This is a genomic window from Rhodococcus aetherivorans (assembly GCF_025722975.1).
GTDB lineage: Bacteria > Actinomycetota > Actinomycetes > Mycobacteriales > Mycobacteriaceae > Rhodococcus > Rhodococcus aetherivorans.
The window spans coordinates 3,024,861-3,049,849 of record NZ_CP106982.1 but is presented as its reverse complement, the minus strand read 5'-3'; the positions used below and the strand labels follow the sequence as shown (position 1 = coordinate 3,049,849).

General features: G+C 74.6%; 14 protein-coding genes. 3 read left to right on the top strand and 11 right to left on the bottom strand.

What is annotated here, in order from left to right; genetic code table 11:
• Positions 1–61: 61 nt before the first annotated feature.
• From OCS65_RS13815 to OCS65_RS13795, 5 genes are all read right to left on the bottom strand, one after another.
• On the bottom strand, positions 62–853 hold the full coding sequence (locus OCS65_RS13815) for an ABC transporter permease (RefSeq protein ID WP_029544126.1): 792 nt from the start codon (positions 851–853) through the stop codon (positions 62–64).
• On the bottom strand, positions 850–1,635 hold the full coding sequence (locus OCS65_RS13810) for an ABC transporter permease (protein WP_263510351.1): 786 nt from the start codon (positions 1,633–1,635) through the stop codon (positions 850–852). Before OCS65_RS13810 ends, OCS65_RS13815 begins: the two co-directional genes overlap by 4 nt.
• Positions 1,632–2,594, bottom strand: a complete 963-nt coding sequence (locus tag OCS65_RS13805; RefSeq protein ID WP_006935398.1) for a daunorubicin resistance protein DrrA family ABC transporter ATP-binding protein — start codon at positions 2,592–2,594, stop codon at positions 1,632–1,634. The genes OCS65_RS13810 and OCS65_RS13805 overlap by 4 nt, the downstream gene beginning before the upstream one ends.
• A gap of 32 nt (positions 2,595–2,626) precedes the next feature.
• A complete protein-coding gene (locus OCS65_RS13800; protein WP_263510350.1) occupies positions 2,627–17,386 on the bottom strand; it encodes a non-ribosomal peptide synthetase in 14,760 nt (4,919 codons plus the stop codon).
• 134 nt (positions 17,387–17,520) lie between these two features.
• Positions 17,521–18,012 (bottom strand): TIGR00725 family protein, encoded by a 492-nt coding sequence (locus OCS65_RS13795; RefSeq protein WP_029544130.1) that lies wholly within the window; start codon positions 18,010–18,012, stop codon positions 17,521–17,523.
• 106 nt (positions 18,013–18,118) lie between these two features.
• Between OCS65_RS13795 and OCS65_RS13790 the strand changes: the two genes are divergently transcribed.
• On the top strand, positions 18,119–19,021 hold the full coding sequence (locus OCS65_RS13790; RefSeq protein ID WP_029544132.1) for an alpha/beta fold hydrolase: 903 nt from the start codon (positions 18,119–18,121) through the stop codon (positions 19,019–19,021).
• A gap of 8 nt (positions 19,022–19,029) precedes the next feature.
• Here OCS65_RS13790 and OCS65_RS13785 read toward each other — a convergent pair whose 3' ends face one another.
• The 3 genes from OCS65_RS13785 to OCS65_RS13775 all read right to left on the bottom strand — a co-directional run bounded on the left by OCS65_RS13785 (position 19,030) and on the right by OCS65_RS13775 (position 21,075).
• Entirely contained in the window at positions 19,030–19,650 is a 621-nt protein-coding gene (locus OCS65_RS13785; RefSeq protein WP_006943787.1) for an FHA domain-containing protein, read from the bottom strand.
• A gap of 21 nt (positions 19,651–19,671) precedes the next feature.
• Complete coding sequence (locus OCS65_RS13780; RefSeq protein WP_006943785.1) at positions 19,672–19,992, bottom strand: chorismate mutase; 321 nt, start codon at positions 19,990–19,992, stop codon at positions 19,672–19,674.
• Positions 19,993–20,085: 93 nt separating this feature from the next.
• Positions 20,086–21,075 carry a magnesium transporter gene (locus OCS65_RS13775; protein ID WP_029544134.1) on the bottom strand — a complete coding sequence of 330 codons (990 nt, stop codon included), beginning with the start codon at positions 21,073–21,075 and terminating at the stop codon, positions 20,086–20,088.
• A 93-nt stretch (positions 21,076–21,168) separates the two neighbouring features.
• Between OCS65_RS13775 and OCS65_RS13770 the strand changes: the two genes are divergently transcribed.
• The gene (locus OCS65_RS13770) at positions 21,169–21,576 is read left to right on the top strand and encodes a YchJ family protein (protein ID WP_082120248.1); all 408 of its coding nucleotides are present in this window, start codon (positions 21,169–21,171) and stop codon (positions 21,574–21,576) included.
• Positions 21,577–21,608: 32 nt separating this feature from the next.
• On the opposite strand, the gene OCS65_RS13765 is transcribed toward OCS65_RS13770, so the two are convergent.
• The 3 genes from OCS65_RS13765 to OCS65_RS13755 all read right to left on the bottom strand — a co-directional run bounded on the left by OCS65_RS13765 (position 21,609) and on the right by OCS65_RS13755 (position 23,888).
• Positions 21,609–21,839: a DUF6480 family protein gene (locus OCS65_RS13765; RefSeq protein ID WP_006943781.1), complete on the bottom strand. Its 231-nt coding sequence runs from the start codon at positions 21,837–21,839 to the stop codon at positions 21,609–21,611.
• Positions 21,840–21,940: 101 nt separating this feature from the next.
• Positions 21,941–22,192 carry a hypothetical protein gene (locus OCS65_RS13760; protein ID WP_006943779.1) on the bottom strand — a complete coding sequence of 84 codons (252 nt, stop codon included), beginning with the start codon at positions 22,190–22,192 and terminating at the stop codon, positions 21,941–21,943.
• An 850-nt stretch (positions 22,193–23,042) separates the two neighbouring features.
• Positions 23,043–23,888, bottom strand: coding sequence for an alpha/beta fold hydrolase (locus OCS65_RS13755; protein WP_232334182.1), 846 nt, complete (start codon positions 23,886–23,888; stop codon positions 23,043–23,045).
• A gap of 117 nt (positions 23,889–24,005) precedes the next feature.
• On the opposite strand from OCS65_RS13755, the gene OCS65_RS13750 reads away from it, so the two are divergent.
• Positions 24,006–24,980: an AraC family transcriptional regulator gene (locus OCS65_RS13750; RefSeq protein ID WP_263510349.1), complete on the top strand. Its 975-nt coding sequence runs from the start codon at positions 24,006–24,008 to the stop codon at positions 24,978–24,980.
• Positions 24,981–24,989: the final 9 nt, after the last annotated feature.

Sequence of the window (24,989 nt, the reverse complement as noted above, 5' to 3'; positions counted from 1 at the left end):
CCCAGGTGGCGGATTCGCCACCCCGACGGGGTCACTGTCACCGACGCGCCGTCGGATCCGGTCACAGTGCCCGCCGGTAACCGCGGATCACCGGCACGGCGCACACCGCGAGCAGGGCGACCGACCAGGCCACGGTGCGCAACAGCGGCCCCTGGACGGCGCCACCGAGGGCGAGCGCCTGCATCGTCTCGACGGCACTCGTCATGGGCTGGTTGCGGATCACCGGCGCAAGCACCTCCGGGTACGCACCGATCGGCACGAACCCCGGGTTGAAGAACAGCATCAGCGTGCACAGAAGCGAGATCGATTCGATGACAACGGTTTTCGCGGCCATGAGCGCGGCCGCGGTGACCAGCGCGGCGAACGCCACCCCGAACAGCACCGGCACCGCCAGGAAGCCGATCGCGGCGAGCGGGCCCCGCTGGAAGCGGAAGCCGAGGACGAAGCCGGCGGCGACGATGACGACGGTGGTCACGGCGATGCGCACCGCCTCGGCGAGGAACCGCGACGCCAGCGCCGACGCCCGGTGGACGGGCAGCACCCACAGCCGCGCGGGCAGCCCGGCCGCGCATTCGCGGCCGAGCGTGACGGCGCCGGCCAGCGAGCCGAGCAGGGCGCTCATCACGACGACCATCGGCACCGTCCCATACAGGGCGTCGTGCCCGGCGAACGCCGAGACCTGCCGGCCGAGCACCGCCTCGAGCATGAGCAGCAGCAGCACCGGGTAGGCGAGGCTCTGCAGCATCGTCATCGGATCCCGGCGCCACCGGGTGAGCAGGCGCCCCGCCTGCAGCCAGGTGTGCCTGACGAGAGCGGGTACCGAGTTCTCGGGTGCGGTCACGGTGGTGCTCATCGCTGTCTCCGATTCGTGCGGGCCGCCAGGGGGACCACGACCAGAAGGATCCCGCCGAGCCACAGCAGCGTCGGCGTCAGCGCGGTGGCGGTGGCGGTGCCGTCGGCGAGACCGCGCAGGCTCGACGTGAACTGTGAGACGGGCTGGTTGCGGACGAACGGCTGGATCCAGGCCGGAAACTGGTCGATCGGGACGAAGCCGCAGGAGAGCATCCCGAGCACGAGCTGCGGCAGCATCAGTGCCTGGGTCGTGGCTTCCGGGCTGCGGAACAGGGTGCCGATCACGTCGGCGCCGAGCGTGAGGACCATCCCGACGGTCAGCGCGAGTGCGCAGAACCCGACGGCTGCGGCGGTTCCGGCGAACCGGAACCCGATCACGTGCCCGCAGCCGATCGCCGCCGAGAGCGACAGCGCGCACTTGACGGCGCTCGCGGACAGGCGCGCGGCGAGCGGCACGGCCGCCGCGATCGGCATCGTCGCGAAGCGGCGGTCGATGCCGTGCACCGCGTCGGTCGCGGCCAGGAAGGCGGCGGAGATCGCGGTGAAGGACACAGCCTGCAACGCGATCAGCGGCATCAGGAACTGCCCGTAATCGACGGTTCCGCCGGTGAACAGGGCGATCACGCGTTGCAGCGGCACGTAGAACCCGACGGTGAACACGAGCGGCGCGACGAGCGCGGTGACGAGTTCGCCGCCGCGGATCGCCGGGATCAGGGTGCGTACGGACAGCACCCACCACTGGTAGAGCGGCGAGGGAACCGGTGCGACGGTCGTCGTGGTCATGCCACCACCTCGAATCGCGGCCGGGCGGCGGTGAGGGCGAGGAAGACCTCGTCCAGCGACGGTCGCCGCAGCGCGATGTCGGAGACGGCGACGCCGTGGGCGGCGACGGCGGTGGCGACCTGCGCCAAGGTGCCGGCGCCGTGCGGCGCGGGGATCGTGACACGGTCGGCGGCGACCTCGATCGCCGCGGCCGGCGCGAACCGGCCGAGCACGTGCGCCACGGCCGGCACGTCGGCCACCCGCACCGGGACGACCTCGCAGAAGGTGGCGCCGACGCGCTGCTTCAGCTGGGCGGGGGTGCCCTCGGCGACGACGGTGCCCCGGTCGATGACGACGATCCGGTCGGCGAGCAGGTCGGCCTCCTCGAGGTACTGCGTGGTGAGCAGCGTGGTGACGCCCTGGGATTTGAATCCGGCGATCAGGTCCCAGACCCGTTGGCGGCTGCGCGGATCGAGCCCGGTGGTCGGCTCGTCGAGGAACACCACCTGGGGCGGGACGACGAGCCCGCAGGCGATGTCGATGCGGCGGCGCATGCCGCCGGAGTACTTGCCGACCCGCCGGTCGGCGGCGTCCTCGAGGTCGAATTCGGCGAGCAGTTCCCGCGCCCGGGCGCGGGCCGCGCGGCGCCGCAGCCCGAGCAGCCGGGCGAACAGGACCAGGTTCTCGAAGCCGGTGAGCATGTCGTCGAGGGCGGCGTACTGGCCGGTGAGCATCACCGCGCGGCGCACCCCGGCCGCGTCGGCGACGACGTCGTGGCCGGCGACGACGGCGCGACCGGAATCCGGCCGCAGCAGGGTGGACAGGATGTTCACGGTGGTGGTCTTGCCGGCGCCGTTGGGGCCGAGGACGCCGAGGACCTCGCCGGCCTCGGCGGTGAAGCTCACGCCGCACAGGGCCGGGACCGGCCCGAAGCTCTTGGTGACGGCGTCGACGAGGACGGCTGGGGTCGAGGGGGACATGGTGCTCCGTTCGGAAGGGGTGGACTGCGGGATCAGGACGCGGCGAGGTACCGGTCGTCGCCGAGGTGCCGATCGAGCACCGCGGCCAGGGCGGGCACCGCGTCGGGTGCGGTCATCCGGTCGTGCTCGACGTCGAGCAGGTGGTTGTGCATCGCGCCGGTGACGTAGGGCCCCCAGCCGGCGAAGCCCCCGGCATGGTGCGTCTTGTCGGCCGTCGCGGTGACGAAGACGAGATCGCCGTCGTAGAGCGGCGGCCGGTACCCGGCGAGCAGCGATGCCGAGCCGTTGTAGGCGGCGGTCATCCGGTCGAGGTGACCGGCGTCGACGGGGGCCCCGGTGTGGGTCCGGATCAGCGCGGCGGCCTCGGCCGCCGTCAGCGCCGGATCGGCGTCGGGCAGGCCCAGCGACGAACCGAGGGTGGCGACGAGTTCGCCGACCGTCAGCGGTTCCGGCGCGGCAACGTCGCGGGCGATCAGGTCCGCGTCGAGCAGCGCGAGCAGCGCCACCTCCTCGCCGGTCTCGCGCAGCCGCGCGGCGACGGCGTGGGCGATGAATCCGCCGAGGGACCAGCCGAGCAGGTGGTACGGGCCGCTGGGTTGGACCGCGCGGATCTCGTCGACGTATCGCTCGGCGTACGCGGCGATCGTTTCCGGGGCGTCCTCGAGGCCTTCGAGATGCGGGGACTGCAGTCCGTACACCGGCCGTCCGGGGGCGAGTTGCGCGGCGAGCCCGGCGTAGCACCAGGCCAGTCCGGCCGCCGGATGCACGCAGAACAGCGGGGCGCCGTCGCCCTCGGTGCGCAGCGGCAGCCGCACCGCGAACGGTGAGTCCGGCTGCCCGGCGGTGTCCGCGGCCTCGATGCGGGCGGCCAGGGCCACCGGGGTGGGCGCCGAGAACAGCTGGATCACCGGCACGGTGGTCCCGAGGGCGGCGCCGAGCCGATCGCAGACCCGGGTGGCGTCGAGGGAGTTGCCGCCCAGGTCGAAGAACGAATCGTCGATCCCGACCTGCGCGAGGCCGAGCACCTGCGCGAACGCGGCGACCACCGCCTCCTCCGTCGGTGTGCGCGGAGCGCGCCCCGAGCCGGCCGCGAACACCGGCTCGGGCAGCGCCGCCCGGTCCAGCTTGCCCACCGGGGTCAGCGGCACCGCGTCGAGCACGACGACCGCCGCCGGCACGAGATGGGCGGGCAGCAGCTCGGCCACCTGCGCCCGCAGTGGCTCGGCCTCGAGCTCGCAGCCCGGCGCCGCCAGCACGTACGACACCAGCACCGGCGACCCGGCCGGACCGGTCCGGCCCACCGTCACCGCATAGTCCACCTGCGACAACCCGGCCAGCACCGCGTCGATCTCCCCGACCTCGACCCGCATCCCGCGGACCTTGACCTGATGATCACCCCGGCCGAGGTACTCGAGTTCGAGCCGGCCCCCGGCCCGCACCCACCGCACCAGGTCGCCGGTGCGATACATCCGCGCCCCCGGGACCTGCGGATGCGCCACGAACCGGCCCGCGGTCAACCCCGCCCGCCCGTGATAGCCCCGCGCCAGCCCGTCCCCGGCCAGGTACAGCTCCCCCACCACGCCCACCGGGGCCGGCCGCAACCGCCCGTCGAGCACCAGCGGCGTCACTCCGCGCACGGCCGATCCGATCGTCACCGCCCGTCCCGGCGCCAGCGGTCCCGCCGTCGCCCAGATCGTCGCCTCCGTCGGCCCGTACAGGTTCAGCATCGTCCGCCCCCCGGCGAACCGCTCGACCAACTCGGCTCCGACCGCCTCCCCGGCCACCGCCAGCACCTCGACCGACGTCAATGCCGCCGGCTCCAGCGTCGACAACGCGGCGGGGGTGACGACGAGGTGGCTGACCTGGGCCGCGCGAAGCCGGTCGGCGAGTTCGGCGCCGCCGACCACCGTGGGCGGTACGACCACGAGCCGCGCGCCGACCGCGAACGCGGCGAGCTGTTCGAACACCGCGGCGTCGAAGCTCGGCGAGGCGATGTGCGCGATCCGGGCCTGCGCGGTCAGCGCCAGGGTTTCCCGCTGCGCGGCGACGAGGTTGCCCAGTCCGCGGTGGGTGACGGCGACCGCCTTCGGGGTGCCGGTCGAGCCGGACGTGTAGATCAGGTAGGCGGGATCGTCCACGTGCACGGCCGCGGCGCGCGGCCGCTGCGGGACGAGTGCGAGACGCGTGTCGGCGTCCGGGCCGTCGAGCACCAGCCACCCGACCGAGCCGGGCAGGCGGTCGTGGTGCGCGGTCACGGTGACGCCCAGGACGGCCCCGGAATCGGCGAGCATGTACTCGATCCGTTCCTGCGGGTGCCGCGGGTCGACGGGCACGAACGCCGCTCCGGTCCGTGCGACCGCCCAGACCGCGAGCACCGATTCGAACGATCGGGTCAGTGCCAGGGCGACGAGGGTGCCGGGACCGGCGCCGCGCGCGGTGAGCGCGTCGGCGAGCAGCGCCGCGCGGGCGTCGAGCTCGCGATAGGTGACCTGCCGGTCGTCGGTGACCACGGCGACGGCGTCGGGTCGCGCGGCCGCGGCGGCGTGCAGCAGCTCGGGCAGGGTCACCGGGGTGACGGGCTGCGGGCCCGCGCTGGTGCGCAGGTCGTCGGCCTCCTGCGCGTCGAGCAGGTCGACGTCGCCGATCGCGGCGTGCGGGTTCTCGGCGACCGCCGTCAGCAGCCGGCCGAAGCGGGCGGCGAGGGTCCGCGCGGTGCCGTCGTCGAACAGGTCGGTGGCGTAACCGAGCGTCACCTCGAGACCGGCGGGTTCGCCGTCGGCGGTCGTGCGTTCGCGCAGTGTCAGGCTCAGGTCGAAGGGTGAGGCCTCGTGGGCGACGTCCTGCAGCTCGATGCGCAGGCCCGCGACCTCGAGCTCCGGCTCCTCGAAGTTCGCCAGCGCGAGCGAGACCTGGAACAGCGGGTGGTGCGCGGTGGACCGGGCCGGGCGCACCGCCTCGACCACCTGATCGAACGGCAGGTCGGCGTGGGCGAACGCGGCCAGGTCGGCCTCGCGCACCTGCGCCACCAGGTCGGCGAAGGCGACGTCCGGCCGCACCGGGGTGCGCAGGACCACGGTGTTGACGAACATCCCGACCAGGTCGTCGAGTTCGGCGGCGCCGCGGCCGGCCACCGCGGTGCCCACCGCGATGTCGTCGCCGGCGCCGAGGCGGGACAGCAGCGCCGCGAGCGCGGCGTGCAGGGTCATGAACATCGTGGCGTGTTCGGTGGCGGCGACGGCCCGCAGCCGGGCGTGCACGTCGGCGTCGACGGCGAGGTCCACGTCGGCGCTCGCCATGGACTGCACGGCCGGGCGCGGCCGGTCGGTGGGCAGGGTGATGCGGTCCGGGAGCCCGGCGAGGGTCTCCACCCAGAATTCGCGCTGTTGCGCGGCCGTCGATTGCGGATCGGTCTCGTCGCCGAGGATGTCGCGCTGCCACAGCGTGTAGTCGGCGTACTGCACCGGCAGCGGCGCCCACGCCGGGGCCGCACCCGCGGTGCGGGCGGCGTACGCGGCGATCAGGTCCCGGGCCAGCGGCGCCACCGACACCCCGTCCGCGGCAATGTGGTGCAGCACCAGCACCAGCACGTGCTCCTCCGCGCCCAGACGCAGCACCCGGGCCCGCACCGGCAGGTCCACGGTCAGGTCGAAGCCGGCCCCGGCGAAGCCCGCCACGGCGGCATACACGTCGGCAGGTGCCTCGGTGAGGTCGAGGGGGACGCCGGCGTCGACGGCCACCTGGTGCGGGCCTTCCGCGTCGGCGGGGAACACGGTGCGCAGGCTCTCGTGCCGGTCGGTCACGTCCCGCCATGCCGTGGTCAGGGCCGCGGCGTCGAGGGGCCCGGACAGGCGCAGCGCCACCGGGATGTTGTACGCCGCGGAGGTGGGGTCGAGCTGGTTGAGCACCCACATGCGCTGCTGCGCCGGGCCGAGGGGCACGCGGGCCGGCCGGGGCCGGGCCGTGAGGGCGATCCGCGGGGCGGGACGCTCGAGCAGCCGCACGGCGAGCCCCGCGGGGGTGGGCGCCTCGAACAGGTCGCGCACCGCCAGGGCGGAGCCCGCGGAGTTCAGGCGGGCGACGACGCGGGTGGCGTCGAGGGAGTTGCCGCCCAGGTCGAAGAACGAATCGTCGATCCCGACCTGCGCGAGGCCGAGCACCTGCGCGAACGCGGCGACCACCGCCTCCTCCGTCGGTGTGCGCGGAGCGCGCCCCGAGCCGGCCGCGAACACCGGCTCGGGCAGCGCCGCCCGGTCCAGCTTGCCCACCGGGGTCAGCGGCACCGCGTCGAGCACGACGACCGCCGCCGGCACGAGATGGGCGGGCAGCAGCTCGGCCACCTGCGCCCGCAGTGGCTCGGCCTCGAGCTCGCAGCCCGGCGCCGCCAGCACGTACGACACCAGCACCGGCGACCCGGCCGGACCGGTCCGGCCCACCGTCACCGCATAGTCCACCTGCGACAACCCGGCCAGCACCGCGTCGATCTCCCCGACCTCGACCCGCATCCCGCGGACCTTGACCTGATGATCACCCCGGCCGAGGTACTCGAGTTCGAGCCGGCCCCCGGCCCGCACCCACCGCACCAGGTCGCCGGTGCGATACATCCGCGCCCCCGGGACCTGCGGATGCGCCACGAACCGGCCCGCGGTCAACCCCGCCCGCCCGTGATAGCCCCGCGCCAGCCCGTCCCCGGCCAGGTACAGCTCCCCCACCACGCCCACCGGGGCCGGCCGCAACCGCCCGTCGAGCACCAGCGGCGTCACTCCGCGCACGGCCGATCCGATCGTCACCGCCCGTCCCGGCGCCAGCGGTCCCGCCGTCGCCCAGATCGTCGCCTCCGTCGGCCCGTACAGGTTCAGCATCGTCCGCCCCCCGGCGAACCGCTCGACCAACTCGGCTCCGACCGCCTCCCCGGCCACCGCCAGCACCTCGACCGACGTCAATGCCGCCGGCTCCAGCGTCGAGAGCACCGACGGCGTGAGGACCATGTGCGTCACCTGCTCGGCATCGAGCAGCGTGGCGAGTTCGGCGCCGCCGACGACGCCGGCCGGAACCGACACCAGGCAGCCCCCGGAGCCGAACGCGGCCAGTTGTTCGAAGATCGCCGCGTCGAAGCTCGGCGAGGCGAAGCCGAGGACCCGCGCGTCCGGTCCGACCGCGAGCGAATCATCCTGGGCGCGAACGATGTTCGCCAACCCGCGGTGGGTGACCGTGACGGCCTTCGGGGTGCCGGTCGAGCCGGAGGTGTAGATCAGGTAGGCGGCGTGGTCGGGATGCAGCGGCCGGGTCCGGTCCGCGTCGGTCAACGGCGCGGCGGATTCGGCGGCGGATGCGGCCCGCAGCGCCGGGTCGTCGAGCTCGAGCCAGGTGAGCGCGCCGGGCAGCGCGGACCGGTGCGCGGTCGTGGTCAGCCCGAGCGTGGCACCGCAGTCGCCGAGCATGTGCGCGATGCGCTCGGCCGGATACGCCGGGTCGACGGGCACGAAGGCGCCGCCGGCCTTGGCGACCGCCCACACGGCGAGCACCGACTCCGCCGAGCGGGGCAGCGCGAGGGCCACGCGCACGTCCGGGCCCACCCCGGCGGCGACGAGCAGGCGGGCGAGCCGGCCGGCGGCGGCATCGAGTTCCCGGTAGGTCCAGGTGGTGCCGTCGGCACGCACGGCCGGGCGCTCGGGGTGCGCCGCGGCGGCGGCCCCGAGCAGCGTGGGCAGCAGCCACGGCCCGACACCGGCGGGACCCGCCGTCGCGTGCAGGGCGGCGGACTCGGCGGCGTCGAGCAGATCCACGTCCCCGACGGGCACGGCCGGGTCGGTGGTGACGGCGGTGAGGAGCCGCACGAACCGCGCGGCGATCGTGCGCGCGGTGGCCTCGTCGAACAGGTCGGTGGCGTAGGTGAGGGTGGCGTCCAGCCCGGCGGGCCGGCCGTCGTCGCCGGTGTGTTCGCGCAGCTCGAGCCCGAGGTCGAACTGCGAGGAGCCACGCTCGACGTCCTCGACGGCGATCTCGAGCCCGTCGATCTCGAGGGTGGGTGCCGCGAAGTCGGCCAGCGCGAGGGAGACCTGGAACAGCGGGTGGTGCGCGGTGGACCGGGCCGGGCGCACCGCCTCGACCACCTGATCGAAGGCGACGTCGGCGTGGGCGAACGCGGCCAGGTCGGCCTCGCGCACCTGCGCCACCAGGTCGGCGAACGTGGCGTCGGGCCGCACCGCGGTGCGCAGGACCACGGTGTTGACGAACATCCCGACCAGGTCGTCGAGTTCGGCGGCGCCGCGGCCGGCCACCGCGGTGCCCACCGCGATGTCGTCGCCGGCGCCGAGACGGGACAGCAGCGCGACGAGCGCGGCGTGCAGGGTCATGAACACGGTGGCGTTCTCGGCGCGGGCGAGGCGGCGCAGCGCGGCGTGGACGCCGGCGTCCACGGTGAAGGCGACGTCGGCGCTCGCGCCGGACTGCACCGCGGGTCCGGGCCGGTCGGTGGGCAGGACGACCCGATCCGGCAGGCCGGCCAGGGTGCGGGTCCAGAAGTCCAGTTGCCGGGCGGTGGTCGAGTCGGGGTCGTCGGGCTCGCCGAGCACCTCGCGTTGCCACAGCGTGTAGTCGGCGTACTGCACCGGCAGCGGCGCCCACGCCGGGGCCGCACCCGCGGTCCGGGCGGCGTACGCGGCGATCAGGTCCCGGGCCAGCGGCGCCACCGACACCCCGTCCGCGGCGATGTGGTGCAGCACCAGCACCAGCACGTGCTCCTCCGCGCCCAGGCGCAGCACCCGGGCCCGCACCGGCAGGTCCACGGTCAGGTCGAAGCCGGCCCCGGCGAAGCCCGCCACGGCGGCATGCACGGCGTCCGCGGGGACGTCGACAAAGTCCGGACCGGTGGGCGCCGCGTCGACGATCACCTGGCGGGGGCCCTCCGCGTCGGCGGGGAACACGGTGCGCAGGCTCTCGTGCCGGGCGGTCAGGTCGCCGAAGGCGGCGGCGAGCGGGGCGATGTCGAGCCGGCCCCGCAGGCGCAGCGCCACCGGGATGTTGTAGACGCCGGACGCGGGGTCGAGCTGGTTGAGCACCCACATCCGGTGCTGCGCCGGGCCGAGGGGCAGGCGGGCCGGCCGCTCCCGTCGCCCGAGTGCGACGGCGGCACCGGTGCGGCCCGCGGCGCGGGTGGCCAGCGCCGCGGGGGTGGGCGCCTCGAACAGATCGCGCACCGCCAGGGCGGAGCCCGCGGTGGCGTTGATGCGGGCGATCACCCGGGTCGCGTCGAGGGAGTTGCCGCCCAGGTCGAAGAACGAGTCGTCGGCGCCGAGCCCGTCCAGGCCGAGGACGTCGGCGAAGGCGGCGGCGGCGGCGGTCTCGACCGGTCCACGCGGTGCGCGGGCCGGGCGCCGGCTGCGGCCGAAGTCCGGCTCCGGCAGCGCCGTCCGGTCCAGCTTGCCGACCGGGGTGAGCGGAACCTCGTCGAGGACGACGACCGCGGCGGGCACGAGATGGGCGGGCAGCTGTTCGCCGAGCCGGTCCCGCAGCCGGTCCGGGTCCAGCCCGCGGCCCGGCACGGGCCGCACGTAGGAGACGAGGACGGCCGAGCCGGTGGGACCGGGACGGCCGAGCGTGGCCGCGAAGTCCACGTCGGCGACGGCGGCGAGGGCCGCGTCGACCTCCCCGAGCTCGACGCGGATGCCGCGCACCTTGACCTGGAAGTCGGTGCGGCCCAGGTATTCCAGCACCGGGCCGCCGTCGGCGGCGCGGGTCCAGCGCACGAGGTCACCGGTGCGGTACATGCGCTCCCCGGGCCGTCCGGGATGCGCGACGAACCGGCTCGCGGTCAGCTGCGGACGGCCGTGGTAGCCGCGCGCCAGCCCGGGACCGGCCAGGTACAGCTCTCCGGCGGTGCCGAGCGGCACCGGCCGCAGCCAGCCGTCGAGGACTTCGGTTTCGGTGCCGGGCACACCGGCGCCGAGGGTGACGGGCGCATCGGCGGTGAGGGGGGCGACGGTGGCCCAGATGGTGGTCTCGGTGGGGCCGTAGAGGTTGAACATCGTGCGGCCGGGCGCCCACCGGCGCACCAGGTCGGTGGGGACGGCCTCACCGCAGACACCGACGACCCGCACGGTGTGCGCGGCGGCCGGGTCGAGGGTGGCCAGCACCGCGGGGGTGAGGACGAGGTGGGTGACGCCCGCGTCGGCGAGCCGGTCGGTCAGTTCGTCGCCGCCGACGACCGTCGGGGGTACGACGACGAGCCGGGCGCCGGCGGCGAACGCGGCGAGCTGTTCGAACACGGACGCGTCGAAGCTCGGCGACGCCACGTGCGCGACCCGTGCCGACGGGGTCGGCTCCAGCACGGCGAGCAGTGCGTCGACCAGGTTGCCGAGGCCCCGGTGGGTGACCGTGACGGCCTTCGGCGTCCCGGTCGAGCCGGAGGTGTAGATCAGGTAGGCCGGGTCGTCGAGCCGGGCCGGTGACGGCACCGCGGGGCCGGCCGGGGTGCGGCGGGCGGTCGCGGGATCGTCGAGCACCAGCCACGTCGTCGCGGAGCCGGGCAGCCGGTCCCGGTGGGCGGTGACGGTGACGCCGAGGCGGGCGCCGGAATCGGTGAGCATGTGCTCGATCCGGTCCAGGGGGTGGCGCGGGTCGACGGGGACGAACGCGGCGCCGGTCTTCGCGACCGCCCACACGGCGAGGACCGATTCGAGCGAGCGGGTCAGCGCGAGCGCGACCAGCGTGCCGGGTCCGGCGCCGTGCGCGGCGAGCAGCCCCGCCAGGGCGGCGGCCCGGTCGTCGAGTTCGCGGTAGGTGAGCTCGGCGGTGCCGGCGACGACGGCGACCGCATCCGGGTGACGGGTGGCGGTGCCGGCGAGGATGTCGGCGAGGGTGACGGCCCGGTCGCGGGCCGGCACGAATGGGGCGTCGACGCCGGGGGCGCCGAGCGCGGCGATGCGGCGGTCCGGGGTCCGGGCGAGCGCACCGAGCAGCTCCGCGCACCGCTCGAGGATGCGGCGCGCGACGCCGTCACCGACCGAGGCGGGGCGGTAGCGCACGCTCAGCTCCGGCCGGGCGCCCGGCTCGACGATCAGGCTCACGGGGTACGGGGTGGCTTCGGCGCCGGTGACGCCGAGGACCCGCATTCCGGCGCCGTCGGCGGTCGCGGACAGGGCGTCGCGGTCGAGCGGGTAGGACTCGACGACGGCGAGGGTGTCGAACAGTTCGGTGACGCCGGCCGCCCGGTGGATCTCGGCGAGCCCGAGGTGCTGGTGCTCGAGCAGCGCCGCCTGTTCGGCCTGGAGGCGGCGCAGCAGGTCGGCGCCGGTGTCGGTGGGCTGCAGGCGCACCCGCACCGGCACGGTGTTGACGAACAGGCCGAGCACGGCGTCCACGCCGGGCAGCTCGGGCGGGCGGCCGGAGACGGTGGAGCCGAACACCACGTCGGTGCGGCCGGTGAGCTCGGCCAGGGTCAGCGCCCACGCCGCCTGCACGACGGTGGCGAGGGTGACGTCGTGGGCGCGGGTGGCAGCGTCGAGGGCGGCGGCGGTTTCGGCGCTCAGCGCGACGGTGTGGGCGGCGCCGCCGGTGTCGGCGGGGTCGTCGTGCGGGGCGACGAGGGTGGGGGCGTCGATGCCGTCCAGGGCGCGGGCCCACGCGGTCCGCGCGGCGACGAGGTCCCGGCCGGCGAGCCAGGCCAGGTGGTCCCGGAACGACGGCGCCGGTCCGGGCACCGCCGCGCCCGCCGCGTAGGCGGTGAGCAGTTCGGCGACGAGCAGCGGGGTGGACCAGCCGTCGAGGACGAGGTGGTGGTTGGTCAGCAGCAGCCGGTACCGGTCGGCGGCGGTGCGGACCAGGTGGACGCGCAGCAGCGGCGCGGCGGCCAGGTCGAACCGGTCGGCGCGGTCCGCGTCGAGGATGCGCGCCAGCTCGCCGTCGGTGTCGGCACGGCCGCGCAGATCGGTTTCCCGCCAGGTCACGTCGGCCGTGCGGAGCACGACCTGGAGCGGGCCGGCGGCCGTGTCGCGGAAGGCGGCCCGCAGGCTGTCGTGCCGGTCGACCACGGACTGCGCCGCGGCGCGGAGCCGGGCGGGGTCCACGGTGCCGGCGAGTTCGAGCACGGTCTGCACGGTGTAGTCGTCGGGGGCGTCGGTGGCGGCGTACCCGGTGTGGAACAGCAGCCCGGCCTGCAGCGGGGACAGCGGCCACACGTCGGCCAGGCCTCCGCGGTCGCGCTCCCACGCGTCGATCCGGTCCTGGTCGACGGCGACCAGCGGGAAGTCGGAGGGGCTGTGACCGCCGGCGGCCGGGTCGCCGACGTGCCAGGCGAGCGCGGCGAGCGCGGCCACCCACAGCTGCGCGAACTCGTCGACGGCGTCCTCGTCGAGCAGGCCGGTCGCGTAGGTGAAGGTGGCGGCGAGGCCGTCGGCCTCGACGGCGGCGTCGATGTCGAGCACCGCGGGCAGCGGCATCTGCGGTTCGCGGGTGGCGGCGGTGCCGAGCGGCAGCCACGGTCCCTCGACCGTGGTGTCGATGCGGCCGAGGAAGTTGAACGCGATCTGCGGGGCCGGATGCGCGGGCAGGGTGCCGGCGACGTACCGGAGCAGGCCGTAGCCGATGCCGTGGTCGGGAACGGCGGCGAGCCGTTCCTTGACCGACCGGATCGCCGCGCCCGCCGCGGCACCGCCACCGAAGGCGTCGTCGACGTCGATGCCGGTGAGGTCCACGTCGAGGGGGTGCACGGTGGTGAACCATCCGACGGTGCGGGACAGGTCGGCTCCGGGGACCGCCGCCTCCTCGCGGCCGTGGCCCTCGACGCCGACGAGCGTCGCGGGGGCGGTGCGGCCGCGGTTGCGGCGCCACCGCTCGGCCGCCAGGCCGAGCGCGGCGAGCAACGCCTCGGCGGTGCCGCAGTGGAAGCGCTGGGGCACGGCGGTCAGCACGGCGTCGGTGACCTCGGCGGGCACGTGCACGCGCAGCCGGGCGGAGGTGGCGACGGTGTCGCGCGCCGGATCGAACGGCCGCTCCCCCAGTGCCGGGTCGGGCGTCGCGAGAATCCGCTCCCACAACGGCAGTTCGTCGCTGCGGTCGGCCTCGGTCAGGCCGTGCGCCCACCGGCGCAGCGACGTGCCGACCGGGGCGAGGGCGGGCGCGGCACCGCCGGCGAGGTCGGTGTAGGCGGCGGCCAGGTCGGGCAGCAGGATGCGCCAGGACACCGCGTCCACGGCGAGGTGGTGGACGACGGCCACGAGCAGGTCGTCGCGGCCGTCGGGCGAGGCCAGCCACTCGAACTGCGCGACGATCCCGGCGGCCGGATCGAGTCGGTCCGCCGCGGCCTCCAGCGCGGCCGCGGCGGCGCCGCGTGGCTCGTCGACGGCGGCGCGGCGCAGCACCGCGTCGGCGGCGACCGCGCCGACGGGGAGCACCTCGAGCGTGCGGGCAGCGGTCAGCCGCATCCGCAGCGCGTCGTGCCGATCGAGCAGCGCCTGCACGGCCCCGGCCAGGTGCGCCGGGTCGGGATGCTCGGGCAGCCGGATCAGCACGGCCTGCCCGTACCGGTCGACGGGCCCGCCGCCGGCCAGCAGTTCGGCGACGATCGGGGTGGTGTCGACCGGACCGGTGCCGCCGCCGGGGAGTTCGGCAAGGACTGCGCCGGCTCCGGTGTCCGCCACCGCGACGGCGGCCAGAGCGGCGACGGTGCGGCGCTCGAAGACGTCGCGCGCGGTGAACCGCAGTCCGGCGGCGCGGGCGCGGGAGACGAGGGTGATCGCGACGATGCTGTCGCCGCCGAGGGCGAAGAAACTGTCGTCGGCGCCGACTCGTTCCACGCCGAGCACCTGGGTGAACAGGGCGGCGATCACTTCCTCGCGGGCGCCCTCGGGGGCGCGGCCGGCGGTGGGGGTGCCGAAGTCCGGGGCGGGCAACGCGGCGCGGTCGATCTTCCCGACGGGGGTGAGCGGCAGTTCGGGCAGCACGGTGATCGCCGCGGGCACGAGGTAGGCGGGCAGGGTGTCGGCGAGTTCGCCGCGCAGGGCGTCGACGTCGACGGCGGCGCCGGCGTGCCCGACGACGTAGGCGGCGAGGACGGTCGCGCCGGCGGGCGTGGTGGCGCCGACGGTGACGGCCCGGGCAACGGTGTGGTGCCGGAGCAGCGCGGCGTCGACCTCGCCGAGTTCGACGCGGAACCCCCGGATCTTGACCTGGTGATCGGTGCGGCCGGCGAACTCGAGCGCGGCGGCTGCGCCGCCGGTGTGTCCTTCGGGCTCCCCTGGCAGCCCAAAGGACGCACCGCGCCAGCGCACCAGGTCACCGGTGCGGTACATGCGTTCTCCGGGCGCGTACGGGTCGGCCACGAAGCGGGCGGCGGTCAGGTCGGGGCGGCCGAGATAGCCGCGGGCGATCCCGGCGCCGGCCAGGTACAGCTCGCCGGTGACCCCTGCGGGCACGGGCTGCAGCCGGCGGTCCAGGACGAGGGCGCGCATGCCGCGGATCGGGGTGCCGACCCCGACCCGGTCGCCGCGGTGGTGCGGAGCCGCGAAGGTGGCGGTGACGGTGGCCTCGGTGGGGCCGTACGCGTTGAGGAACGCCCGGCCCACCGACCACCGATCGGCCAGGTCGGGCGGGCAGGCGTCGCCACCGACGACGACCGTGCCGATCTCGGGGTGGTCGTCGGGGTCGAGGGTGGCGAGCACGGCCGGGGTCGCGTCGAGGTGGGTGACTCGTCCGGCGCGGAGAACCTCGGCGAGCTCGGTGCCGCCATAGGCCTGCGGCGGCACCACCACCAGGGTGGCGCCGGCGGTGAAGGTCACCAGCAGCTCCTCGATCGAGGAGTCGAAGGCCGGCGAGTACAGGTGGGTGGCGCGCGAGCCGGCGGCGACGGCCAGACGCGCGCGGGCGTCGTCGGCGAGGTTCGCCAGGCCGGCATGGGTGACGACGACCCCCTTGGGGGTGCCGGTGGAACCGGAGGTGTAGACGACGTAGGCGGCGTGCTCGGGCCGCAGCGGGATTCCCCGCTCCGCGTCGGTGACCGGGCCGGCGTCCGCCGCCGTGACCGCGGCGACGGTCGCGGGGTCGTCCAGGGCGATCCAGTCGGTGTCGTCGGGCAGTCCGTCCCGGTGCGCGGCGACGGTCAGGCCGATGCGGGCGCCGCTGTCGCGCAGGACGTGCTCGAGCCGGGCCCGGGGGTGACCGGGGTCGACGGGCACGAACGCGGCTCCCGTCTTGGCGACGGCCCACACGGCCTGCACCGATTCGACGGACCGCGACAGCGCCAGCGCCACCGTGGTCTCCGGGCCGGCGCCGCGGGCGAGCAGCAGCCGGGCGAGCCGGTCGGTGGCGGCGTCCAGGTCGGAGTAGGTCACGGTGCGCGCACCGTCGATCACCGCGACGGCGCCGGGGTCGAGGGCCGCCCCGGCGGTGAGCAGGTCGGCCAGGGTGCGGGGCGGCACCGGATCGGCGCCGCGGGCCGGGACGAGGGCGGCGCGCTCGTCGTCGCCGAGCAGGTCCAGGTCGGCGAGACGCCGGTCGGGTGCGGCGGTGGCGAAACGGTGCAGGAACGCGAGGAACCGCCGGTGGTGCGCGGCGAGCTCGTCCCGGTCGTACAGGTTGGGGTTGGCCTGGAAGTCGAGGTGCGTGCTGTGGCCGCCCGGATAGAGGTTGACGAACAGGTCCTCGATGAGCCCGGAGGTGAGCACGTGGACCCGCCCGGTGAGCGCGCCGAGCCGGACCCGGTGGTCGAACAGCATGAGGTTGACCGAGGGGCCGAACCCGGCGGCGTGATCGCCGGTGAGACCGAGGTCGCGGGCGATGTCCTCCTGCCGGTACCGCTGGCGGCGCAGTGCCCCGGTCAGCTCGAGTTCCGCCGCGGCGATCACGGCGGCGACGGTGGCGGCGTCGGTGCGCAACCGCAGCGGCACCACGTTGGCGAGCATGCCCCCGGAGCGGCGCAGCGTGGCGGTGGTGCGGGCCGAGACGGGCAGGCTGAGCATCACCTCGTCGTGGCCGGTCATCCGGGCGAGGTAGGTGCCGAACGCGGCGACCACCAGCGGTGCGAGGCTCGACCCGCGCCGGGCCGCGGCGTCGCGCAGGGCCTGCTCGGTGTCGGCGGGCAGCTCCGCGCCGACCAGCAGCGGGTGCGCGTCGGCGGGGGCGGCCCGGCCGGCCAGCGACACGGGATCGCTCAGCCCGGCCAGGTGCTCGGTCCAGTACGCACGGTCGGCCTCGAACCGCGGGGAGCGGCGGTAGGTCTCGTCCGCGGCGACGATGTCGGGCAGCGCGGCGGTGCGCGGCGTGTGCACCGCGGTTCCGGTGACGGTGGCGGTGTAGAGCTCGGCGGTGCGCGCGACGAGGGTCATCGCGCCGACGCCGTCGAGGGCGATGTGGTGGATCCGGGCGTACCAGAACCAGCGGTCCTCGGCGATGCGGAGCACGGCGGTGACGGCGAGCCGGTCGGTGCACATGTCGACCGGGGCGGTGTAGTCGCGCTCCATCCATTCGCGGGCCGCGGCCACGGGATCGGCCTCGCCCCGCAGATCGACCACCGTCAGCCGCTCGCCGGTGTGCACGACCGTCTGGAACGGGTGGCCGTCCTCCTCGACGATGCGCAGGAAGCCGGTGCCGAACTCGCGTCCGACGGCACGGGCGGCACCTTCGAGGGCGTCGAGGTCGAGGTCCCCGGCGATGTCGACGTACTGGGCGATGTTGACGGGCGTGGCGCCGGCCAGGTGCTGTGCGAACCAGATCCCGCGCTGGGCCGCCGAGAGCGGGAACGCGCCGGCGGGCTGCGGGGCAGCGAAATGTTCTTGGGCGACCGGGCTTTCGTGCAACACGGGGGTACTCCTGACGACCGGTGGACTGTGCTGCTTCCACGGTCGTCCGCAGACCCCGGTGCCGATACCGACCCCAGCGGTGGGCGCGGCACCCGCAGGGGTGGTCGAGAATCACCCTCGGGTGCGAGAACTCCTCAGCCGGTCCAGCCCGCGGTGGGATCGCGCCGCCACAACAGGTCGTGGATGGCGTCGACGGCGTCCCCGGCGGAGGTCACGGCGAGCACCCCGGCGGCGGGCAGCGGCCACCCCCCGATCGAGATCACCGGGACGCCGGTGCGGACGGCGAGCGCGATCTCGCTGAGCGTGCCCCAGCTGCCGCCGACCGCGATGAGCGCCTCGCAGGTGCGTACCAGCAGGGCGTTGCGCATCTCGCCGAGACCGGTCGGGATCGACACGGTGAGGTACGGGTTGGCCTCCGCGCGGTCGTCGCCGGGCAGCAGGCCGAGGGTGGTGCCGCCGGCCTCCGCGGCTCCGCGCGATGCCGCGGCCATCACCCCGCCCAGTCCCCCGGTCACGACGACGGCGCGTCGCGCCGCGAGCAGCCCGCCGACCTGACGGGCGATCCGGCGTTGTTCGGCCGTGGCCTCCGCGGGCCCGACCACGCCGACATACCGCTGCGCATCCATGACGCGATTGTCCACCACCCAGGGTGCAGAAGTGGCCCCCTGAGGTGAAATCCACCACCACCGGGGTTGCTCGCCCGGCACCGGCATCCGGCGGATCCTTGTCCGCATGTCCACCCTCCGCACCGAGCGTCTCGTACGCCGCCATACGGTGATCGCCGACGACGGCGTGCCGCTCGCGGTCCACGAGATCGGCGCGGCCGGCGCACCGCTCACCGCCGTGTTCGTCCACGGGCACTGCGGCCGCACGGAAACCTGGTCGCCTCTTCGGGATTCGCTGCTCCGGCGCCGCGGAGCGACGCTGCGGATGGTGTTCTTCGACCACCGCGGTCACGGCGCGTCCGGCACCGCCGGGCCGGAGACGTACACCGTCGAGCAGCTCGGGCGCGATCTCGCGGCGGTGCTGCGCGCGGTCTCCGCCGGTCCGGTGGTGCTGGTCGGCCACTCGATGGGCGGCATGACGATCCTGTCCTACGCCCGTCAACATCCGCACGAGATCGGCACCCGGGTCGCCGGGATCTGCCTGATCGGCACCGCCGCCGGTGATCTCGGCCGGTCGGGGCTCGGGCGGTACCTCGAGAGCCCCGCGGTCGAGTTGTTCCACCGCGCGGTGCAGCACGCACCCGGCGCCGTGCAGCACGCGCTGCACCTGGGCGGACGGGCGGTGCGGCCGCTGAGACGGGCGGCGCAGCGACGCGCCCCCGGTTCCCGGTGGGCGGCCCTGCTGGCGGTGCTCGCGAACGACACGCCGGTGGTGACGATGGCGGCGTTCCTGCGATCGTTCGCCGTGCTCGACGAATCCGCCGCGTTGGCGGTGCTCGCCGCGGTCCCCGCGCTCGTGCTGTGCGGGTCGGCGGACGAGTGGACCCCGTTCGAGCTGTCCGCCGGTCTCGCAGCGCGGCTGCCGCGCGCCGAGCTGGTGCGGGTCGACGGCGCCGGGCACTCGGTGATCGCCGACCGCCCCGCGGAGGTCGCGCGGGCCCTCGGCAGGTTGCTGCAGCGGGTGGGGTGAGCCGCAGGTCAGAGGTCGCGTTCGGTGATGACGCCGCTGTGCAATGCGAGCTCGGCGAGCCGGACCCGCTTCTGGTTCTGCGGCAGATCCTCGACACCGAACTTCGCGAACAGCGCCCGCAGATGCGTCTTGACGGCGTCGACGCTGAGGAACAGCTCGGTGGCGATGTCCTGGTTGGAGGCGGGGGTGGCGAACGCGGCGCCGTGCTTGTAGGGCCGGCACAGCGCGAGCAGGATTCCGCGTTGCGTCTCCGTGAGCGAACGCACCGTCGGCAGCTCCGACGCGACGCGGGTCGCCTCGTCCGGTCCGGCACCGATCTCCTGGAAGGTCAGTCGGATCGAGCCGATCCGGATGCTGTCGCCCTCCCGCAGGCGGCGGCGTCCGGTGATGCGTTCCCCGTTGAGGAACGTGCCGTTGCGGGAGAGCCCGTCGTCGAGGATGGTCCAGTGGGTGCCGATCCACTCCACGACGGCGTGCAGGCGGGAGACCTCGTTGTCGCCGGTGAACGCCACGTCGGAGCTCGGAGCACGGCCGATGGTGACGCGCGGCGACTCCGGCGACAGCTCGAACCGATGCTGCCGCCCCTGCTTGTCGACATACGACAGACGCGATTCGGTGACGACGCTCATCACAACCTCCAGGGCGCGGACTCAATCCTGCCCGTAGGTTGCAGCGTCGGCAAGGGGGTCGCGTCCCAACCGCAGCAGCGTCGCCGCCAGCGCCGAACCGTCCCGCCCCAGTGCCGCGGTGAACCGCGCGAGCACCGCCATCTCGCGACGCGTGTGCGCCGGCACCGTTCCGTGACCGGCGCGGCGCAGCCGGCCGGCGTGGTGCGCGAGACCGGTCCGGCGCCGGATCGCGGCGACGATCTCGGCGTCGACCCGGTCGATCTCGTCGAACACGTGATCCAGTTCGGCCGTGCCGGCGAGGGCGGTGGGGTTCGGGGTGAACGTTTCCGACGTTACGGTCACGGGGCCTCCACGGGATTGGCGGTCGGTCGCCCCATCGTGGCTCGGGAACGCCTTGTTCCCCAAGGACCCCTGGGGTGGGGAACACCCCACCCCTCAGCCGAGCAGAAGCGTCACCGCCACGAAGTAGATGACGATGGAGAGCAGGTCCTGGATCACCGTGGCGAGCGGGCCGGACCCGAACGCCGGGTCCTTGCCCAGCCGTTGCAGTGCCCACGGCAGGACCATCGCGACGGTGGTCGCGATGGTGCTGGCGGCCAGCACGGCCGATGCCACGGCGACCGCGAGATCCCGGTTTCCCGTCATGAGCAGCACCGCCGGCAGCATCGTCGCACCCAGCAGCGCCCCCACCGACAGGCCGGTCAGCACCTCGCGGCGCACGATCCGGCGGATCCCCACACCCACCGAGAACCCGCGGATGACCAGCGCCTCGGTCTGCGTACCGACCGCGTCCGCCAGGTACACGATGCCCGGCACGAAGTAGGCGACGGCGAGGTCGGCGTCGAGCTCGGCCTCGAAGACCTGCATCAGGCGGGCCGAGACCATGGCCCCGACCAGACCGACGACGAGCCACGGCAGCCGGTGCCACAGGCGTCGACGGATTCCCTCGACGCTCGAGGCCCGTGCCGCGTCCACCGAGTGCACGAAGCCGCCGAGCCGGGCCATGTCCTGGTCGTGCTCGTGCAGCAGCACGGCGAGCAGCTGCTGGGGCGCGATGAGACCGCGGAACCGGCCGCGGCCGTCCACGACGGCGAGGCCGGGTTCACCGTGCTGAACAGCCTTCCACGCGGCCCGTTCCTGCGCGGTGTCCGGACGCACCACCGGCGGATCCGGATCCATCACGTCGCTCATCCGGGTGGTGCCGGGGGCTGCCAGCAGCCGTTCGATCGTGACGAGACCGACGAGCACCTCACCGGCGAGCACGGCGACGACGGCGGCGCTGTCGAAACTGTGCTCCCGCATCCGGTCGAGCACCCCGGCAACCGTGTCGTCCGGCCCGGCAACCGGGACGGCCGCGAAGCTGTGCCGCAGCGCGGTGCCGGGACTGCCCTGCTCCCATGCCTGTGTGTCGGCAGATTCGACCATGCCCCACCGTTCCTCCGGCCGCGCTCGTCCCGAGGTTCGATCGTGCCACGGCCGGCACCACCGCCCGATCCCGGCCGTGGCGATAATGTGCCGGTGAGTCCACGCGAGCGCGCCCCCCGACCCGGCCCCACCACACCCTGCCCGTGCGGCCGGGGCCTGCCGTACGGCGAATGCTGCGGGCCGTTCCTCGCCGGCGGGCACGCGCCCACCGCCGAACAGCTGATGCGTTCGCGGTACACCGCCTTCGCGGTGGGCGACGAGGCGTATCTGCGCCGCACGTGGCACCCCGGGACTCGCCCGGTGCGGCTGGACCTCGATCCGGCGCAGCGGTGGACCGGGCTCGAGGTGCTGCGCACGAGCGGCGGCGGGTTCCTGCACACGGAGGGAACGGTCGAGTTCCGCGCCCACTACAGGTTCGGCGGTCACGCGGACGTGCTGCACGAACACAGCCGGTTCGTCCGCGAGGACGGCCGTTGGCTCTACGTCGACGCTCTCGGCTGACCTGGCGGGCGCGGTTCGGTCGTTCGGCGTACTCAGTCGAAGAGGGCGAACGCGCGCGCCACGAAGAACGCCGCCACTCCGAGCACGATCAACGCGATGAGCAGGATCGCGAAGACGGGCATCACCCGGCTCGGGTTGGGTTGGGGATGCGACAGACCGGAGGTCTGTCCGGCATCGGGCGGCGTGTCCCCGGGCTGCACTCCCCCGCCGGCGTCGAGGCCGGGGGTGTCTTCCGGCTGAGGTCCGGGGTTCTGGGTACTCACGTGCGCTCCTGGTGTCGGCGGTGCGGGAACGGTGCCGAGAGCAGCGCCTCGGCCCCGACGACATACCCGGTTTCCGGCCGCGTAATCCTCGGGCGCGAGCGTCAGCCGAACGGTCCGGGCAGATGACGCGAGAACCAGACGGCCTCGCCGAGCGGCTCCGTCGCCGCGTCGAGGTGCCCGCTCACGTCGGTGAGAGCGTCGACGAGCCCGGTCACGGCGATCTCGTCGGCGAGCGGCAGGGACTCCCGGTCGAGTGCCTCGGCGGCCTCCACGATCGCGGCGATCTCGCGGGCCAGGTCGAACAGCTTGTCGCGAGTGGCACCGACCCGGGACGCGAAACTGGCGTGACTCATGGGGTCCTCTCGGGCAACGTCGTGGGTTCGCGGTCCCCGTCGCCGTCGAGGCGACGTATGTCACCGTCCGCCCCCGGGCGGGGCGCGGACGGTGAGGCCCTGTCTCAGCTCAACCAGCCGAACAGGTCGCGGAACAGATGCATGAACCAGTTGAACTCAGGTCGGAAGTTCCACATGACCGATTTCCTCCTTCCCTGCCTCGACGTCCCGACCCACTGTCTCGGATATCCGGCGGAATATGATCCGAAACACATTCGAGCGCCCCACCGCCGGGACCCCTCACGATTCCGCCGGCCCGGCGGTCTCGGGGACGTGCAGCGGCCGGTTGTGGCCACTCGCGACGACCCGGGGCGCGAGCCCCGCGATCCGGGACATCGATTCGCGCGCGTAGGCCCGGTTCCAGGTGGTGAGGCGGGGCGGACCGGACGTCCCGCGCCTGCGGCGCAGCAGGCCGGGGCAGCGAGCTCACGTCGACCGTCAGCACGGCGCCGCCGGTGATCGCCACCCGGCCGGACCTGCGGAACAACGCGAGGTGCCCCGGTGTGTGCCCCGACCGCACGAGGTAGACGTTGGCCTCGGTCAGGCCGCGGCCGGCCCCGAGCCGGTACACGCCCGCGGCGACCTCTTCCGGATGCGGCCCGTTCCGGGCGGTCGTTCCCGAGCCCGTGCCCGCCGCGGTGCGCCCGCGCCGGGAGGGCGCCCCGTCTTCGGTGCAATTCTCGGACGCGAGGAACCGCGCGGACCTGGTTCGGTAAATTCCATTTTTCCGTAGGCCGTGGATTCCACATATCCGGTGCGCCGGTCTCCGCGGCGCACGCTGGGGCGCCACCCCGGCTGCCGCGGCGCGCCGTCACCCGCCGGATCGGTCCCGCCCGGCCGGGGCGAAGTGCTCCGAGAGATGCCTCGCGACCTCGTCCGGTTGCTCGAGCGCCACGGAGTGCCCCGCGGCATCGACCGTGACGTGCCGGCCTCCCGCGGCGTCGGCGATGTTCACCGACGAGATCGGCGGCGGGTAGGCGTGGTCCTCGCGGCCGGCGACGGCGAGGACCGGCACGCGGCAGCCGGCCAGCTCCTCGACGATCCGTCCGCGGTGGATGACGCCGTGGGCCGCGTCTCCGATGCGCGGCCCGAGCCGGGCGATCGCCGCGCGCCAGGTGCTCGTCATCGCGCTCTCCTGAGCGAGGCTCGAATCGCCGAACATGATGTACATGATCGTGTCGACGACGTCGGCCGTGCCGTGCTCGGTGAGGTGGCCGACCAGCGGAGCGAACTCGTCGAGCTTGTACTCCTCCTCCGCCGACGAGCCGAGTGCGGCGGCCGTGCGGAGCAGTTCGGGCCGTCGCGCGGCGAGCCGCAGCGCGACGAATCCGCCGAGGGAGTTCCCGACGACGTGACAGGGTGCGAGATCGAGATGCTCGATCAGGGCCGCGGCGTCCTCGGCGAGAACGTCGACCGCCAGTTCGTCCCGCGCCGCCGGGGCGCTCTCACCCTGCCCACGATGGTCGTAGGCGACCACCCGGTACCCGTCGTCGGCGAATTTCTGCACGAGCGCGTCGAACATCGTGTGATCGAAGAAGAGCGAGTGGCTGAACACGATCGGCACCCCGTCGCGCGGACCGACGTCGACGAAGGCGAGTTCCGTCCCGTTGACCGATGCTCGAAGCATGAGAAACCTCCTGGATCCGGGCCACCGCACCGCGCTGTGGCGCTCGTCACTACACTGCCGACGAGCGTAGGGAGCGGTCCGGTCGCAGCACTCGTCGATCCGCGCAGGACCCTGCCCGTCCCGCGCACGGCCGGTGAGGAGGTCACGGTGACAGCGGACTACCAGGTGCAGTTCACGACGACCCGCCGCGTGCCGCGGCGCGACCGCGCCGAGTTCTGGACCGACCACGTGCGGTTCAACCACGGCACCCTGGACTACTTCTTCCCCGCTCCGGGCGAGCGGTCGCCGGCCGACTTCGCCGGCGCCACGCACGTGCAGCGCTGCGGGAATCACCAGCTCGTCGAGTTCTGGTCCGATCGGATCACCTACGCGCGGACCGCGCGGCACGTCCGGGCGGACGACGACCGGAGCATGCGACTGTTCGTGCCGAAATCCGGCACCCTCACCGTCGCGCACGACGGGGTCACGCTGCCGGTGCCGGTCGGCCGCGCGGCCCTCGTGTCGATGGCCCGCCCCTTCGAGCTCCTCCATCGCGCGCAGACCCGGGCGTGGGTGCTCACCGTGCCCGAAGGGTGCCTGCCCGACCGTGCCGTCGCCGACGGGCCGAGCGTGCTCGACCTGCGCCGCGGCGTCGCGTCGGTGGCGGAGACGATGACGCGGGCGCTGGCCCGGGAACGGAAGTCGTTGTCCGGTCCCGCATTCGTCACGATCAGCGCGCGGGTGATCGAACTCGTGGCCGTCGCCCTGGCCGACCTGCGCGACGGCATCCGCCCGGGCGGCCTGGAGGCGGTGGCCGCGGCCGCCCGGGCCTACGTCGACGAACGTTCGGACGATCCTGACCTGACACCGGCGTCGATCGCGCGCGACCTGGGCTGGTCGCTGCGGCAGCTCCAGCTCGCGTTGCGGACGGCCGGCACCACGCCCGCCGAACTGCTCCGCAACCGGCGGCTGGACCGCGCCCGCAGCCGCCTCGAGGACCCACGCTGGAGCGCGGTCGCCGTGGGCGACATCGCGTTCGCCTCCGGCTTCGGATCGCTCGGCGCGTTCGGGACGGCGTTCCGTGCCCGCTTCGGGACCACCCCGCGGGCGGTGCGCGTCCCGGCCCCGGCGGCCTGGCCGTGAGGAGGCGGC